This window comes from Streptomyces nitrosporeus (assembly GCF_008704555.1).
In the GTDB taxonomy this organism is placed as follows: domain Bacteria; phylum Actinomycetota; class Actinomycetes; order Streptomycetales; family Streptomycetaceae; genus Streptomyces; species Streptomyces nitrosporeus.
The window spans coordinates 425,379-439,840 of record NZ_CP023702.1 but is presented as its reverse complement, the minus strand read 5'-3'; the positions used below and the strand labels follow the sequence as shown (position 1 = coordinate 439,840).

Here is a 14,462-nt window from a genome sequence, read left to right as displayed (position 1 = left end):
CGGCCCCCGCCGTCGGGCGGCCGCGGTGCCGTTACGGCAGCATCCAGGAGAGCGCCGACGTGGACTGGAGATAGACCAGCACGCACAGGATGGCCAGCATGCCCACGCTGTACCCCGCCACCTTGCGGAGCAGGACGCGTTCCGACCCCGGCAGCCCCACCGCCGTGGCGGCGATGGTCAGGTTCTGCGGGCTCACCAGCTTGGCGACCACGCCGCCGGAGGTGTTCGCGGCGACCAGCAGGGTCGGGTCGATCCCGGCGGTCCGGCCGGCGGTCTGCTGGAGGTTGGCGAAGAGCGCGTTGGCGGAGGTGTCCGACCCGGTCACCGCGGTGCCCAGCCAGCCGAGGATCGGGGAGAGCAGGGCGAAGAGCCCGCCCGCCGTCGCCAGCCAGGTGCCGATGGCGACCGTCTGGCCCGACTGGTTCATCACGTAGCTCAGCGCGAGCACGGTGGCGACCGTCGCGATGGCGACCCGCATGTTCTTCAGGGTGCGGCCCGCGGCGGAGAGAGCCGCCGCCCCGGTCATCGGGTAGGCCTCGCGGTCCTTGGCGAACCGGTAGATCAGCGTGACCAGGATCCCGGAGAGGATCAGCAGGGTCCCCGGGTTGCCCAGGACCTCCAGCTTGTAGACCGCGCTGGACGAGGGCTCGCCGCTGGAGGTGAGGAGCTCGCCGTACAGCCCCGGCCACTCGAGCGTGATGTTCAGGTGCCCGAGGAGCTCGGGGACGTCCACCGCCCCGATGTTCAGCTTGGCGAGGGCGAAGACGGCGATCACCAGGATGTACGGGAGCACGGCATAGGTGACCCGGTGCGGTGTCAGGGCCTCCTTCTCCACCTGCGAGTGCTGGTCCTCGGGGGTGCGGGGCTTCCAGAAGCGCAGCATCAGCACGGCGGCGCCGAAGCCCGCGAGGGAGGCGACCACGTCGGTGAGCTCGTACGCGAAGTGGCTGGAGCACCAGTACTGGGCCACGGCGAAGACGGCCCCGGTGACCAGCGCGATCGGCCACAGCTGGCGGACGCCGCGGGTGCCGTCCACGACGAAGAGCAGCAGCAGGGGCACGAAGAGCGCGAGGAGCGGCGACTGGCGGCCGATGACCGCGGCGATGTCCTCGGCCGGGATGCCGGTCAGGTTGCCCGCCGTGGTGACCGGGATGGCCATGGCGCCGAAGGCGACCGGTGCGGTGTTGGCGAGGAGGACGGTCACGGCCGCCTTGACCGGCGGCAGGCCGAGTGCCATCAGCATCACGGCGGTGATGGCGACGGGCGCGCCGAAGCCGGCGAGCGCCTCCAGCAGGCCGCCGAAACAGAACGCGATGAGCATCGCCTGGACCCGCAGGTCCCCGCGGCCCACGGCGCTGAAGGAGCGGCGGAGGTCCTCGAACCTGCCGCTGACGACCGTGAGTTCGTAGAACCAGATGGCCGCGACGACGATCAGCATCACCGGGAACAGGCCGAAGACCAGGCCCTGGGAGGCCGAGAGCAGACCCAGCTCGACCGGCATCCCGAATCCGATCACCGCCACCAGCAGGGCGGTGAGCACCGAACCCAGCGCGGAGACCAGCGCCGAGCGCTTCGCCGCCATCAGCAGCAGGAAGAACACGGCGAGGGGGATCAGGCTCACCAGCGCGGTCGTCAGGAGGCTGTCACCGATCGCACGTACATCCGGTGTGTACGAAGCGAGCAGGGTGACGGGTGGTGCGGAAGCCACGAAGTTACTCCTCGTCGAGTGGTACGGGGCGGGGCGAACCGGGCGTAAGCCGTGGACCGCCTTATCTTGCCTCGTGCGGGTGCGGGTGCGGGTGCGTGAGCGAGGAGCAGGCAGCTGGTTCAGGGGATCAGTAGGACACTGCATATGTCATATGTCAATAAGGTCGGACCAACTTGAGGAGCGGCGCTCTTCCGGCAGGGGCGGGCCGGGAGGGGGGATGAAAGCGCTTACTCTCGACTCCCGTACGGCATGTCCGATGGCACATACGTCTTTCTCAAATGGACAGAGGCTAGTATGGTCAGACCACACCTTGCGATCGGGGAGGCCCCATGCGTATCGGACTCTTCGCCACCTGTCTGGGAGACACGCTCTTCCCCGAGGCGGTGAAATCCACGGCGGTGCTGCTCGCCCGCCTGGGCCACGAGGTGGTGTTCCCGCCGGGGCAGACCTGCTGCGGCCAGATGCACGTGAACACCGGCTACCAGCGCGAGCCCGTCCCGCTGGTGCGCAACTTCGCCGAGCAGTTCGGGGACGCCTCCATCGACGCCGTCGTCATGCCGTCCGGCTCGTGCGCGGGCTCGGTGCGGCACCAGCACGAGACCATCGCCGAGCGGTACGGCGACGCCCCGCTGCGCGCCGGGGTCGCCACCGTGAAGGCCAAGACGTACGAACTGTCCGAACTCCTCGTCGACGTGCTCGGTGTGACCGATGTCGGGGCCTACTTCCCGCACCGGGTCACCTACCACCCCACCTGCCACTCCCTGCGGATGCTGCGCGTCGGGGACAAGCCGCTGCGGCTGCTGCGCGCCGTCGAGGCGATCGACCTGGTGGAACTGCCCGAGGCCGACTCCTGCTGCGGCTTCGGCGGCACCTTCGCGGTGAAGAACGCCGACACCTCCTCCGCGATGCTCCAGGACAAGATGCGCAACGTCGTGTCCACCCGTGCGGCGGTCTGCACCGCCGGGGACTCCTCCTGTCTGATGCACATCGGCGGAGGCCTCTCCCGGATCAAGGCCGGCACACGCACGCTGCACCTCGCCCAGATCCTGGGCTCCACCCGCACCGCGCCGTACGCCCTGACGGAGGCCGCCCGATGAGCACGTTCCTCGGCATGCCCGCCACCCCGCCCCGCTCCCCGTACGGAACCGGGAACCTGCGGGGCGACCGCAAGTTCCCCGCGGCCGCCCACGACGAGCTGCGCAACGAACAGCTGCGCCGCAACCTCGGCCGGGCCACCCACACCATCCGCGCCAAACGCCTCCACGTCACCGGTGAACTCCCGGACTGGGAACAGCTGCGTGACGCCGGATCCGCCATCAAGACCGACACCATGAACCGCCTGCCCGAACTGCTGGAGCAGCTGGAGGCGAAGGTCACCGAGCGCGGCGGCACCGTGCACTGGGCGCGTGACGGCGTCGAGGCCAACGAGATCGTCACCCGGCTGGTCAGGGCGACCGGCAGCAGTGACGTCATCAAGGTCAAGTCGATGGCCACCCAGGAGATCGGCCTCAACGAACACCTCGAGGCCGAGGGCATCACCCCCTACGAGACCGACCTCGCCGAGCTGATCGTGCAGCTCGCCCACGACAAGCCCTCGCACATCCTGGTCCCGGCGATCCACCGCAACCGCGACGAGATCCGGCAGATCTTCCTCGACGAGATCCCCGGGGTCGACCCGGACCTCGACAACGTGCCCGCGCACCTGGCCGCCGCCGCCCGCGCCTACCTGCGCGAGAAGTTCATGACGACCAAGGTCGCCGTCTCCGGCGCCAACTTCGGCATCGCCGAGACCGGGACCCTCTCCGTCGTCGAGTCCGAGGGCAACGGCCGGATGTGCCTGACCCTGCCCGACACCCTGATCACCGTGATGGGCATCGAGAAGGTCCTGCCGCGCTATCAGGACCTGGAGGTCTTCCTCCAGCTGCTGCCGCGTTCCTCCACCGGCGAGCGGATGAACCCCTACACCTCGATGTGGACCGGGGTGACCCCGGGTGACGGTCCGCAGGACTTCCACCTCGTCCTCCTCGACAACGGCCGCACCGCCGCGCTCGCCGACAGGATCGGCCGGGAAGCGCTCAACTGCATCCGCTGCTCCGCCTGCCTCAACGTGTGCCCGGTGTACGAGCGGGCCGGCGGCCACGCCTACGGTTCGACCTACCCCGGCCCCATCGGCGCGGTCCTCACCCCGCAGCTCGCCGGGATGCACGCGGCGAAGGACGACCCCAACAGCTCGCTGCCGTACGCCTCCAGCCTCTGCGGGGCCTGCTTCGACGCCTGCCCCGTCAAGATCGACATCCCGTCGCTGCTGGTCGAACTGCGCCACCAGAACACCGAACAGGCCGGCGCCACCGCGGAGAAACTGGCGATGAAGGCCGCCGCCGCGGTGATGAAGTCACCCAGGCTCTACACCACCGCCCAGAAGGCCGCTTCCCTCAGCCGCTCCGTCGGCATCGGCGGACGCGACCGCACCCTCTCGCACCTGCCCGCCCCGCTCGACGGCTGGAGCGCCAGCCGTGACACCGCCGCACCGCCCCGGCAGTCCTTCCGCGCCTGGCTGGCCTCGGCCGAGGGCACGGCGGCCATGCGGGAGGCCGCCGAGGAGGGCGCCGCCCGCCGCGCCGGGGACCACCAGGAGGAACAGTGACGACGACCGCCCGCGACACGGTACTCGGCCGGATCAGGGACGCCCTGGCCCTGGCCCCCGCCCCGGGGACGCCCGTCCCCCGCGGATACCGCACCGGCCGGACCCTTCCCGACGACGAGCGCCTGGCGCTGCTGACCGACCGGCTCGTCGACTACAAGGCACAGGTCCACCCCTGCACCAGGGACCGGACGGCCGAGGCCGTCGCGGCCGTACTCGCCGAGCACGGCGCCCGGCGCGTCGGGGTGCCCGCGGGCCTGGACGGCCAGTGGCTCACCGCGTACGACGGCCAGGTGCAGCAGGACTCCGCGGACATCCCCGCCCCCGCCCTCGGCGATCTCGACGGAGTGGTGACCGCCTCCGCCGTCACCTGCGCCGAGACCGGCACCATCTTCCTGGACGGTTCCCCGGACCAGGGCCGCCGCGCCCTCTCCCTCGTCCCCGACCTGCACGTCTGCGTCGTGGATCTCTCCTCGGTCGAGGTGGGCGTGCCGGAGGCGGTCGCCCGGCTGGTACCGGAGCGGCCGACGACGCTGATCAGCGGGCCGTCGGCCACCTCCGACATCGAACTGGAGCGGGTCGAGGGCGTCCACGGCCCCCGCACCCTCGCGGTGGTGATCCGTACCGACGCCTGAGCGCCGCCGCGCACCCGTGACACCCCGTCCGCGACTCCCGGCCCGGGGCCCCGGGCGGGACCCCGGGCGGGACCCCGGGCCGGTCCGCGGGGTCCGCCGGGTTTGCCGGGTCCGCCCGGGGGACGGGTGTGTCTACCATCTGATCCGCAATGGACACCATCACACTCTGGCAACTGGCCGCGCTCGCGGCGGCGTCCCTGCTCGTCGGCTTCTCCAAGACGGCCGTCAGCGGGTCCAACACGATCAGCCTCGCGGTCTTCGCGGCCGTGCTCCCGGCCCGCGAGTCCACCGGGGTACTGCTCCCGGTCCTCATCGCCGGCGACATCCTCGCCGTACTGGTCTACCGGCGCCACGCCCACTGGCCGACCCTGCTCAGGCTCTTCCCCACGGTCGCCGCCGGTGTCGTGGCGGGCACCGTCTTCATGATGTGGGCCGACGACAGCGTCATGAGCACCTCGATCGGCGCCATCCTGCTCCTCATGACCGGTGTCACCCTCTGGCGGCGGCGGACCGAGGCCCGCGCCGACGGCTCCCAGGACGCCCGGACCGCCGTACCCGGCGCCGGGGCGGAGCCTCCCGCCGGTGCCACGCCCGCCGGGCCGGTCCGCTCGGGCGCAAAACGGTTCAGGGCCCGCTCGTACGGCACGCTCGGCGGGTTCACCACCATGGTCGCCAACGCCGGCGGACCCGTGATGTCGCTCTACCTGCTCTCCGCGGGCTTTTGCAAACTGGGGTTCCTGGGCACCTCGGCCTGGTTCTTCCTGATCGTCAACACCGCAAAAGTGCCGTTCAGCGTGGGCCTCGGCCTGATCGACACCCGGTCGCTCCTGCTGGACGCCGCCCTCGTGCTCTTCGTGATCCCGGGCGCGTGGCTGGGCCGCGTCTGCGTCGGGCGCATCGACCAGAAGCTCTTCGAGCGGATCGTGATCGGCGCGACCGTCGTGGGCGGCCTCCAACTCCTGCTGAACTGACGGCGGGAGAACCGGATCGGTGCCCCGCCGGATTCAGGGGATCAGCAGCCGGTCCGCGCCGACCGCGGCCACCAGCCCGATGCCCAGCAGCCAACTGCCCAGGCGGGTACGGCCGTTCCGGCTGAGCTCGATCACCACGCCGCAGAGGATCAGGGCGAGGCCGTACACCCCGACGACCAGCACGGAGGAACGGCTGGCGATCCGCAGCGCCAGGACCACGGCCATCGCGGCCATGCCCACCGAGGAGAGGACGACCCGCAGCCGCCTGGCCTGACGTGGCGTCAGTCTGCGGGGCGGACCGCCCTGTTCCTCCTCGGCGGGCGCGGGTATCGCCGCCGCCCCGGGCGCGTCCTCCCGGTGCTCCCGCTCCTGGTCCCGGTCCTGCCGTGAGCCCGGTCCGGGATCCCGGCGGTCCGGGTCACGGCCCTCGGCCTGGTTCGGGGCATCGGCCTCAGAGTTGCTCATGGTGCGGGATCGTAACGGTTGCACACCGCACTGTTCGCACCTACCGGAAGATCGTCCGCACCCTCCGGGAGACCACCGGGTACGCCGGGTCAGGCGATCGACGCCGAGACGACGGCCGCCACCGCGAGGTTGCACGACGCCGTCACCCACACCGCGGGGTGAGGCTCCCTCTCCACCAGGGTCGCTCCCAGCTTCCCCGGCGTGAGCAGGTCCACGACGAGGAACGCGAAGGCCATCAGGACCAGACCGAGCACACCGAAGGCGGCGGTCGACACCAGTCCCTTGCCGAAGTCGTCGTAGGTCGTCCAGATCGACGTGAACACGATGCCACCGATCCCGAGCAGGGCCGAGCTGAGCACCAGCGCCGCGTTGCGGTTGCGCTCCTCCCATATCTGCCGGCCCAGTCTGCCGGGCGTGAGGGCATCCACGAGGAAGATGCCGAGAACGAGCAGTACGACGCCGAGGGCCCCGTAAGCAGTGGCGCGGCCAAGGCCGTTGACGATGTCGGTCATCGAGGGCGTCCGTCTCCTGAGCAGGTGGTCGAAGGATGCTGAAACAGGTGGTCGAGGTGTGCCGGGCGGTGCGCACAGCGGGCGAACCGCCGGCGTGCCGTCAAGAAAGAGCAAAACCTATCGCACCCGCGGCCGGCGGCCGGAGGGACCGTCCCCCCTCAGCCGGGGCGCCTCCGCCGCGGCGTCCACCGCCCCGGCACCCGGGCTCCCCGCTCCCCGGCCCCCGGCCTCCTCCGTCCCGTCGGCCGCCCCCGCGCCCTCCACCCGGGCGGCCAGCCCGCGCGCCCACTCCGCCAGCAGGCCCGCCCGGATACCGTACGGATCCGCCCCGGCGAACCGCTCGACCGAGGACGCCCCCCGCCGCAACAGCCGTGCCCCGCCCCTCGTGTTGCCCCGGGCCGCGTGCGTCAGGCCCACCGCCAGCTGCGCGAGGCCCCGCCACAGCTCCCGCTCCGCCTCCGGACCCGACTTCCAGGCGTCCTCGAACACCTCGTGCGCGTGGAACGGCATACCCGCGTCCAGCAGCCGCTGCGCCTCCCGCACCGTCTCGTCGGGGGAGCGCACCACCCCCTCGGGCTGCCGCGCCACCCCCTCACTGCCGTAGGGCAGGGGGCGCCCCAGCCCGTCGCGGGGGCGCGCATTACGCGCCCTGCCTTCCCCGTCACGGTCCCTGCGTGCTTCGTCCACCCCTCGATTGTGCCCCGCACCTGCGGCGAAACATGCGAAGCCTGGTCGCGGGCGGGCGCACACGACTAGGCTCGTAGCCCTCCGCAACCACCTTGGGAAGGGGAGGCATGAAGCCGTCCCGGCCGTTGTACGAGCGCGAACCCGAACTCGCCGCTGCCGCAGAAGCGGTGGACGCCCTCTGCGGCGGGCAGGCAGCCGGCGGGCTCCTGGTCTTCACCGGCGAGGCGGGCATCGGCAAGACCGCGCTGCTCGACGAGATCCGCGCCATGGCCGCCGACCGCTGCACCGTCTGGTCCGCCCGGGGCGGTGAGACCGTGACGTCCGTCCCGTTCCACGTCGTACGCCAACTGCTCCAGCCCGCGCTGGACCTCTTCCCGCCGGACGAGGTCCGCGCCCTGTTCGGTGACTGGTTCGAGATCACCGCGCCCGCCCTGGGCCTCGCCGAGCCGAGCGGCCCGCAGCCCGACCCCCAAGGGGTCAGGGACGGGCTGGACTTCTTCGTCTCCCGCCTCGCCTCCCGCAGCAGTCACCGGCCTTTACTGCTGATGGTGGACGACGCGCACTGGGCGGACGGCGAATCCCTCGCCTGGCTCGCCGGGTTCACCCTGCGCCTGTCCGAACTGCCGGTCCTGGTCGTCCAGGCCCACCGCCCGCAGGAGCTCGCCGACCGCAACGCCGACTGGACGCACGAGCGCGATCCGCGCAACGGCTCCGGCCGCCCCGCGCTGACCCGGGTGGCCCTGCGCCCGCTCACCCCCGACGCCACGGCCGCCCTGGTCCGGGCGACACTGGGTGAGCACGCGGACGACCCGTTCTGCCGCGAGGTCTGGGCCGTCACCGGCGGCAACCCGTACGAGGCCGTCGAACTCGTCGCCAAGGCCCAGGACGACGAGATGCCACCGGTGGAGGAGTCCGCCGGACTGCTGCGCGAACTCGGCGCCTCCGCCCGGGGCAGCGGGCTCGTCACCCGCCTCGAACGGCTGGGCACCAACGCCAACCGCTTCGCCTGGGCGGCGGCCGTGCTGGGCACCGACATCTCCCAGGAACTCGCCGCCAGGCTCGCCGGGATGAGCTCCGCGGAGGCCGCGGACTGCACGGCCCGTCTGCGCGACGCCCGTATCGTCAGCGGGTTCGACCCCCTGGAGTTCGTCCACCCGCTCATTGCCAGCGCCGTCTACCGCTCCATCCCGCCCGCCACCCGTACGGCCATGCACGGACGGGCCGCATGGGCGGTCACCGAGGCGGGCATGGGCGCCGCCGCGGCCTCCCGGCACCTTCTGGAGGTCCACCCGGACGACGACCAGGAGGTGGTGGCGCAGCTCCGGGAGGCAGCCGGCCAGCACCTCGCCGTCGGCGCGCCGGAAGCCGCCCGGCGCTGCCTGGAATGCGCCCTCGCCGAACCGCCCCGGCCGCACGAACGGGCGGTCCTCCAGTACGAACTGGGCTGCGCCACCCTGCTCAGCTCACCGTCCACCACGGTTCAGCACCTGCGGGCCGCACTCGACACACCGGGCCTCGACGGGACGCTGCGCATCGACGCCACCTTCCGGCTGGCCGCCGCCCTGTCCCACAACAACCAGCTGAAGGAAGCCGCCCTCTCACTCGCCGCCGAGGCCGCCCGCACGGAACCCGGCCCCGGACTGATGTGCCTGCAGGCCGCCCACTTCCTCTGGGAAGGCATGCAGGCGACCGAGGACGACGGGCCCGCCCGCTCGGCGAGGCTCGCCCGGATCGCCGACCACCTCAAGGGCCGGGACAACGCCGAACGAGCCCTGCTCACCCTGCGGGCCTTCGACGCCATGCTGCGCGGCGAGAACGCGGAGATGGTCGTCGACTTCCTGGAACGGGCTCTGGTGGACGGGCGGCCCGCACGCGGGCTCGGCTGGACCGACACCGAGTGGGGCTTCGAACTGCCCGCCATGGTCGGTATCACCTATGCCTTCACCGACCGCCTCGACCGGGCCGAGGAACTCTTCGGCGAAGCCGTACGCGCCTTCGAGATCTCCGGCTGGAGCGGCGCCCACCTGGCGTTCGCCCACACCCTGCTCGGTCTGGTGCACCGCCGTCGCGGGCGGCTCGCCGAGGCCGAGGGCTTCCTGCGCGAGGGACTGCGCCTCGCCGACCGGGCAGGCAGCGGACTGCCCGTCCACTGGGACGCGACCTGCCTGCTCATCGACACGCTGCTGGCCCGCGGGCGTACCGCCGACGCCCGGCTGATCGCCGACCGGTACGACTTCGGCCCGCCCTATCCGGCCGGCGCCATGGTGCTGCCCGACGCCCCGTGCGTCCACGGGAGACTGCTGCTGGCCGAAGGCCGCATCGAGGAGGCCGTGGCCGAACTGGAGGCGGCGGGCGCCGCGCTGGAACCACGCGGCAGGTTCAACGGTGTCTGGGCTCCCTGGGCGGGCGATCTCGCCCGTGCGCTCGCCGACACCGACCCGGACCGGGCCAAGGGCATCGCCACCCGGGCCCGTGCCCACGCCGAGCGCTTCGGAACGGACACCGCCATCGGCGAAGCCCTGCGCTGCCTCGCCCTGTTCGCCCCGCCCGAGGAAGCCGTCCGCCTGCTCGCCGACTCCCTCCGCCACCTGGAAAGGTCCTCCTCCGCCTACGAGCACGCCCTGGCCCGCTTCGAGTACGGCGCGGCGACCCGTTCCGCCAAGGAGCTGGCCCGAGCCCACAAACTCGCCACGGCGTGCGGCGCCGAGACACTCGCGAACCGCGCCCAGCAGGCACGCGCGTCGATCCGGTCCCCGGAGTGAGGTAATGTTTGTCCTGCGCGGTCACCCGGAACGCCGGGAGAACGCAGCGGGACGTGGCGCAGCTTGGTAGCGCACTTGACTGGGGGTCAAGGGGTCGCAGGTTCAAATCCTGTCGTCCCGACTCGTGAGAGTCGCAGATCAGGGCCGGTTTCGGAGCAATCCGAAACCGGCCCTTGATCATTTTTGGGGACCAGTTGGGGACCAGATGGTGGTCCGGTGTTCTTGACCGGGTCGGTCGGTCAGCGGGTCATGACGATGGGGCTCGGCGGTGCGCGCAGCGCGCTGAAGCGGGCCGAGAGCGCAGCCACGGCAGCTACTGCCGTGTGCCCGTACGCGCCTCGGCCATTTCGGCGTCGCTGTGAGTTCCCCGCTTTCCAGAGCCTGTGCCGGGGACGGTTCGCGCCCGTCCCGCCTGTGTTTCCCAGGAGCATGCTCCGCAGTCGGTCAGCCCGGCGGGGACGGCGAGGTGCCCCTTGCGCGGTGCCCGCAGAGGATGCCCGCTGACGGTGGGTACACCAGCGCCGGCTGGTCCGGGAGCGTGTGAGGGCAGGCCGGGAACACCATCGTGGCGAACGCGCCCGCCAAGGAGGGTGACGGCCGGTTCGTCGAGCAGTTCAAGGGAGGCGAGAGCGACAGCTGCCACGGAGGACCGGGCAGTCTTGTCGTAGCGGGTGGGAATCGGGGCGTGTGGTGCGGCTGGACGAGTGCTCATTCGGGACACGGCACCTGGCAACAACCGGTGACATAGCGTGACTGCTATGGATGCTGCGCATAACCCGAACCCGAAAACAACGCTCGTCGCTGGTCGCCGGATGCAGGCGGGCGCCGCGACTGACCACGGCGGCGCTGACTCTCGCCCCCGGCGTGGCCGGCCCCCTGACCCTGGGCACCGGCGGATTCGCCCACGCGCAGCCGCGCCAAAGCGGCTCCACCCTGCTCGATGAGACCTTCACCCAGGCCACGGCCCCGGAGTTCACCGGGGTCGGCTCGGCCTGTCTCACCGGAGCGCCTGGGGTTGACGTCCTGCCGGGGCCCGGCAACCACCCGCTGGGCGGCTCCACGGCGGGCATCGGACCCCAGCCGCCGAACGACGCCGCCCCGCGCGGCTACCTGCGGCTGACGGAATCCTCCAACGACCAGTCCGGCGCGGTCCTCTACAACCACGCGCTGCCCGCCGAGGACGGTCTGGACGTCACCTTCGACCAGTGGCAGTACGGCACCACCACGGGTGCCATCGCCCCGGCCGACGGCATCTCGTTCTTCCTGGTCGACGGCGAGGCGGAGCTGGACCACCCCGGCGCCTTCGGCGGCAGCCTCGGCTACGCGCAGAAGCTGCCCGACGACGACCCGAACGCCGAGTTCCTGCCCGGCGTGGACCGCGGCTATCTGGGAGTCGGGCTCGACGTCCTCGGCAACTACTTCGGCGACTGGGAGCACCGGGGCAACGGCTGCCCGCCCGACCGGCGCTCGCCCGCGGGCACGGCGTTCCATGTGCCCGCACCCGGGCCGAACATGGTCACGCTGCGCGGCCCCGGCGACGGCATCGAGGGGTACTGCTTCCTCACCGCCACCACCAGCAACTTCTCCACCACCGGCCCCTGGCCTTCGACCCTGCCCGGCCAACTGCACGGACCGACCACCGAGGTGTCGGGCGACCCGGTCCAGGCCGAGCAGGACCTGGAGCCCTCGCGCCGCCGCGTCCACGTGGTGATCACCCCGGCACCGGACCCGCAGGTCACCGTGTCCATCGACTTCAACGACGGCAACGGCTCCCAGCAGGTCCTCCAGACCGACGCGCCGGACCCCGTACCGGCGACCTACAAGTTCGGATTCGCCGCCTCCACCGGCCTGTTCACGGACACCCACCTCATCCGCAACGTGACCGTGCGCACCGAACGGCCGCTGCCCCGGCTGAATCCCGTGAAGCAGGCCGTGCAGCCGCTGCCCGGCGACCTCACGGCCGGCAGCCAGGTGCCCTACGAGTTCGTGGTCACCAACTCGGGCGGCACGACCATCGACGACCTCGCCGTCGACGATCCGAAGACCGGCCCGGTCTCCTGCCCGGTGACAAGCCTCGTGCCCGGGGAGACGGTCACCTGCACGGCGACGTACACGGTGACGCCCGCCGATGTCACCACGGCTCGATCGACAACACGGCCACGGCGACCGGAACGTCAGGTGGCGATCCGGTCACCTCCCCGCCCTCGTCGGAGACCGTGCCCATCGAGCGGGCGCCGGGCATCTCGGTCGAGAAGCGGGTCGAGACCCCCGGCCCGTACGCGGTCGGGCAGACCGTCACCTCGCCGGAGACGTACCAGACCCTCCCCGTCGGGCAGCCCCGTCTGACGCTCCACAAGAAGGTCGTCTCCGACGGCCCGTTCCGGGTCGGCTCCGAGGTCCGCTACGCGTACACGGTCACCAACACCGGCAGCACCCTGCTGCACGACGTGCACGTGGCGGACAACCGGGTCGCCGCGGTGGTCTGTGACGCGACCACGCTGGCGCCCGGGGCGAGCACCACCTGCCACGGCACCTACCGGATCACCCCGGCCGACATCGAACTCTGCCGGACGGCCACCACGCGTGGCGGTGGAGGCGACAAGGGCACGGTCAAGTGCCGGATCACGAACGTCGCCCAGGCCGGTGCCACCGATTCGCAGGGCACAGAGGTCACCAGCGAGCCCGCCACGGCCACCGTCATGGTCAAGGCCACATGCCCGCCGAAGCCGGAATGCGGCAAACCGGGCCACAAGGGCGGCTGCAAGCACCACAAGAGCGCCTGACACGTCCCGGCAACGTCAGCCGCACCACTGCGGCAGACGCGGGGCCGTCGAAAAGGGAGACGCCGTCCCGGGCTTCCGGCCCGGGACGGCGTCCTTCGCGAGGTTTCCTGACCGATCGGGAGAAGGGGCGTCACCTGATCGATCTGGACGGCGCCGTACTCGCAGAAGCGCTCCGCGACAAGCGCGGCCGGGTGGACAAGCAGCCGTTCTCCACATCGGGCAAGGAGACCTCAGCGACCACCCAGTGCATCGTGGCCAGGTCCGAGGGAACCGGCGTCAGCTCCACAAGCGCGTCGGTGGCCCGACGGCTCGCGTCCGGAACGTGCACGATCACATTGCTGCCCGGCTCGAAGCCATGCCGTGCCTGAAACGACTCCATCAGCTTCGCGAGCGCCGCTTCCGCCTGCTCACACCAGCCGCGAAGCCACTCGGCACCAAGTCGTTCGTCAGCCACCGGCGCTGCCTTTTGCTTCCGCCCGGAGCGCCGACGCCGTGTTCCGGCAGCAGTCATTTGACTGAAGCCCGACAAGGTCGCCGCTGACAGCATCTCCTCCGTGAAGCCGGGCAGGACGGCCTCACCAGGAACCCGGAAGCATGCCTGTGGTGGCTGTCGCACGACCGGACCGTCACGGCGGACGTGACCTGCCGGCCCACCGCCCACGGGTACTCAGCTCCGGCACGACCCGGAAAGTGGAATCACATGACAGCGAAACCGTTCTCGTCGGCCGCGACCGTATGCGCGGGCCTGCTCACCGGAGCGGCGCTGCTGCTGTCGGCGGCGCCGGCGTCCGCGGCCAACCCTCCCTACGACGGCTGTCCGGACTGGGCTCTCTGCCTCTACCAGAACGGTGGTGGAACGGGCTCGAAGCTGATTGTCACCCCGCCTGCGGCCGGCGGGAACACGAAGATCGTGCGACTCACCGACGCCTCCTTCCTGAACGGCTCACCGGCCGACAACCAGGTGTCGTCCTGGCTGAACAACTCGCAGTGCCAGGTGGAGTTCTGGGACGACCCCAAGGGTGAGTTCCACCCCTCCGACGTGGACTTCGCACCATCGTGGAACTGGGGTCTGAAGGGCGACTACACCTTCGGCACCCCCGGAGCGATCTACAACGACAGGATCTCGTCCTTCCGCTTCTACTGCCCGTGACAGCCCGGTTCGCCCCGAGGGCACGACCCGTCGGGGCCCTCCCGGCCACCGCATCCCGCCCCCGGCTCATGTCCGCGAGCCGGGGGCGGGATGCGTGTGACTCCGCCCCACAGCCACGCCCGGCCGTCACGTCCGCCCGATGCCGTCG

General features: G+C 71.5%; 13 protein-coding genes and 1 tRNA gene. 9 read left to right on the top strand and 5 right to left on the bottom strand.

Translation table 11 applies throughout. The features are described from left to right. Positions 1–31: 31 nt before the first annotated feature. Positions 32–1,708, bottom strand: coding sequence for an L-lactate permease (locus CP967_RS01965; protein WP_150486250.1), 1,677 nt, complete (start codon positions 1,706–1,708; stop codon positions 32–34). Positions 1,709–2,037: 329 nt separating this feature from the next. Here CP967_RS01965 and CP967_RS01960 point away from each other — a divergent pair, with 329 nt between their 5' ends. From CP967_RS01960 to CP967_RS01945, 4 genes are all read left to right on the top strand, one after another. Then, positions 2,038–2,805, top strand: a complete 768-nt coding sequence (locus tag CP967_RS01960) for a (Fe-S)-binding protein (RefSeq protein ID WP_150486249.1) — start codon at positions 2,038–2,040, stop codon at positions 2,803–2,805. Next, positions 2,802–4,352 carry a lactate utilization protein B gene (locus CP967_RS01955; RefSeq protein ID WP_150486248.1) on the top strand — a complete coding sequence of 517 codons (1,551 nt, stop codon included), beginning with the start codon at positions 2,802–2,804 and terminating at the stop codon, positions 4,350–4,352. The genes CP967_RS01960 and CP967_RS01955 overlap by 4 nt, the downstream gene beginning before the upstream one ends. Beyond that, positions 4,349–4,984: a LutC/YkgG family protein gene (locus CP967_RS01950; RefSeq protein WP_150486247.1), complete on the top strand. Its 636-nt coding sequence runs from the start codon at positions 4,349–4,351 to the stop codon at positions 4,982–4,984. Before CP967_RS01955 ends, CP967_RS01950 begins: the two co-directional genes overlap by 4 nt. A 149-nt stretch (positions 4,985–5,133) precedes the next feature. Next, positions 5,134–5,955 carry a sulfite exporter TauE/SafE family protein gene (locus CP967_RS01945; RefSeq protein WP_150486246.1) on the top strand — a complete coding sequence of 274 codons (822 nt, stop codon included), beginning with the start codon at positions 5,134–5,136 and terminating at the stop codon, positions 5,953–5,955. A 33-nt stretch (positions 5,956–5,988) separates the two neighbouring features. Here CP967_RS01945 and CP967_RS01940 read toward each other — a convergent pair whose 3' ends face one another. The 3 genes from CP967_RS01940 to CP967_RS01930 all read right to left on the bottom strand — a co-directional run bounded on the left by CP967_RS01940 (position 5,989) and on the right by CP967_RS01930 (position 7,619). Further along, positions 5,989–6,420 carry a cytochrome d ubiquinol oxidase subunit II gene (locus CP967_RS01940; protein ID WP_150486245.1) on the bottom strand — a complete coding sequence of 144 codons (432 nt, stop codon included), beginning with the start codon at positions 6,418–6,420 and terminating at the stop codon, positions 5,989–5,991. Between the two features lie 89 nt (positions 6,421–6,509). Next, on the bottom strand, positions 6,510–6,932 hold the full coding sequence (locus CP967_RS01935; RefSeq protein ID WP_150486244.1) for a DUF350 domain-containing protein: 423 nt from the start codon (positions 6,930–6,932) through the stop codon (positions 6,510–6,512). A 117-nt stretch (positions 6,933–7,049) separates the two neighbouring features. Further along, entirely contained in the window at positions 7,050–7,619 is a 570-nt protein-coding gene (locus tag CP967_RS01930) for a DUF309 domain-containing protein (protein ID WP_150486243.1), read from the bottom strand. Between the two features lie 107 nt (positions 7,620–7,726). Here CP967_RS01930 and CP967_RS01925 point away from each other — a divergent pair, with 107 nt between their 5' ends. The 4 genes from CP967_RS01925 (at position 7,727) to CP967_RS35345 (ending at position 13,164) form a co-directional block, all read left to right on the top strand. Further along, positions 7,727–10,381 (top strand): ATP-binding protein, encoded by a 2,655-nt coding sequence (locus CP967_RS01925; protein WP_150486242.1) that lies wholly within the window; start codon positions 7,727–7,729, stop codon positions 10,379–10,381. Between the two features lie 47 nt (positions 10,382–10,428). Next, positions 10,429–10,502 (top strand) — tRNA-Pro (locus tag CP967_RS01920). A gap of 641 nt (positions 10,503–11,143) precedes the next feature. Further along, positions 11,144–12,727, top strand: coding sequence for a DUF7507 domain-containing protein (locus CP967_RS01915; protein WP_150486241.1), 1,584 nt, complete (start codon positions 11,144–11,146; stop codon positions 12,725–12,727). Next, the gene (locus CP967_RS35345; protein WP_425281761.1) at positions 12,622–13,164 is read left to right on the top strand and encodes a DUF7507 domain-containing protein; all 543 of its coding nucleotides are present in this window, start codon (positions 12,622–12,624) and stop codon (positions 13,162–13,164) included. The genes CP967_RS01915 and CP967_RS35345 overlap by 106 nt, the downstream gene beginning before the upstream one ends. A 130-nt stretch (positions 13,165–13,294) precedes the next feature. Here the strand turns inward: CP967_RS35345 and CP967_RS01910 are convergent, their stop codons facing one another. Continuing rightward, entirely contained in the window at positions 13,295–13,618 is a 324-nt protein-coding gene (locus CP967_RS01910) for a chalcone isomerase family protein (protein WP_229888587.1), read from the bottom strand. Between the two features lie 246 nt (positions 13,619–13,864). Between CP967_RS01910 and CP967_RS01905 the strand changes: the two genes are divergently transcribed. After that, on the top strand, positions 13,865–14,314 hold the full coding sequence (locus CP967_RS01905; RefSeq protein WP_150486240.1) for a peptidase inhibitor family I36 protein: 450 nt from the start codon (positions 13,865–13,867) through the stop codon (positions 14,312–14,314). Positions 14,315–14,462: the final 148 nt, after the last annotated feature.

What these genes read in the sequence shown, in the direction of transcription:
- CP967_RS01960 (WP_150486249.1), top strand. Translation starts at nt 2,038, where the DNA reads ATGCGTATCGGACTCTTCGCCACCTGTCTGGGAGACACGCTCTTCCCC.
- CP967_RS01955 (WP_150486248.1), top strand. Translation starts at nt 2,802, where the DNA reads ATGAGCACGTTCCTCGGCATGCCCGCCACCCCGCCCCGCTCCCCGTAC.
- CP967_RS01945 (WP_150486246.1), top strand. Translation starts at nt 5,134, where the DNA reads ATGGACACCATCACACTCTGGCAACTGGCCGCGCTCGCGGCGGCGTCC.
- CP967_RS01940 (WP_150486245.1), bottom strand. Translation starts at nt 6,420, where the DNA reads ATGAGCAACTCTGAGGCCGATGCCCCGAACCAGGCCGAGGGCCGTGAC.
- CP967_RS01935 (WP_150486244.1), bottom strand. Translation starts at nt 6,932, where the DNA reads ATGACCGACATCGTCAACGGCCTTGGCCGCGCCACTGCTTACGGGGCC.
- CP967_RS01925 (WP_150486242.1), top strand. Translation starts at nt 7,727, where the DNA reads ATGAAGCCGTCCCGGCCGTTGTACGAGCGCGAACCCGAACTCGCCGCT.
- CP967_RS01915 (WP_150486241.1), top strand. Translation starts at nt 11,144, where the DNA reads ATGCTGCGCATAACCCGAACCCGAAAACAACGCTCGTCGCTGGTCGCC.
- CP967_RS01905 (WP_150486240.1), top strand. Translation starts at nt 13,865, where the DNA reads ATGACAGCGAAACCGTTCTCGTCGGCCGCGACCGTATGCGCGGGCCTG.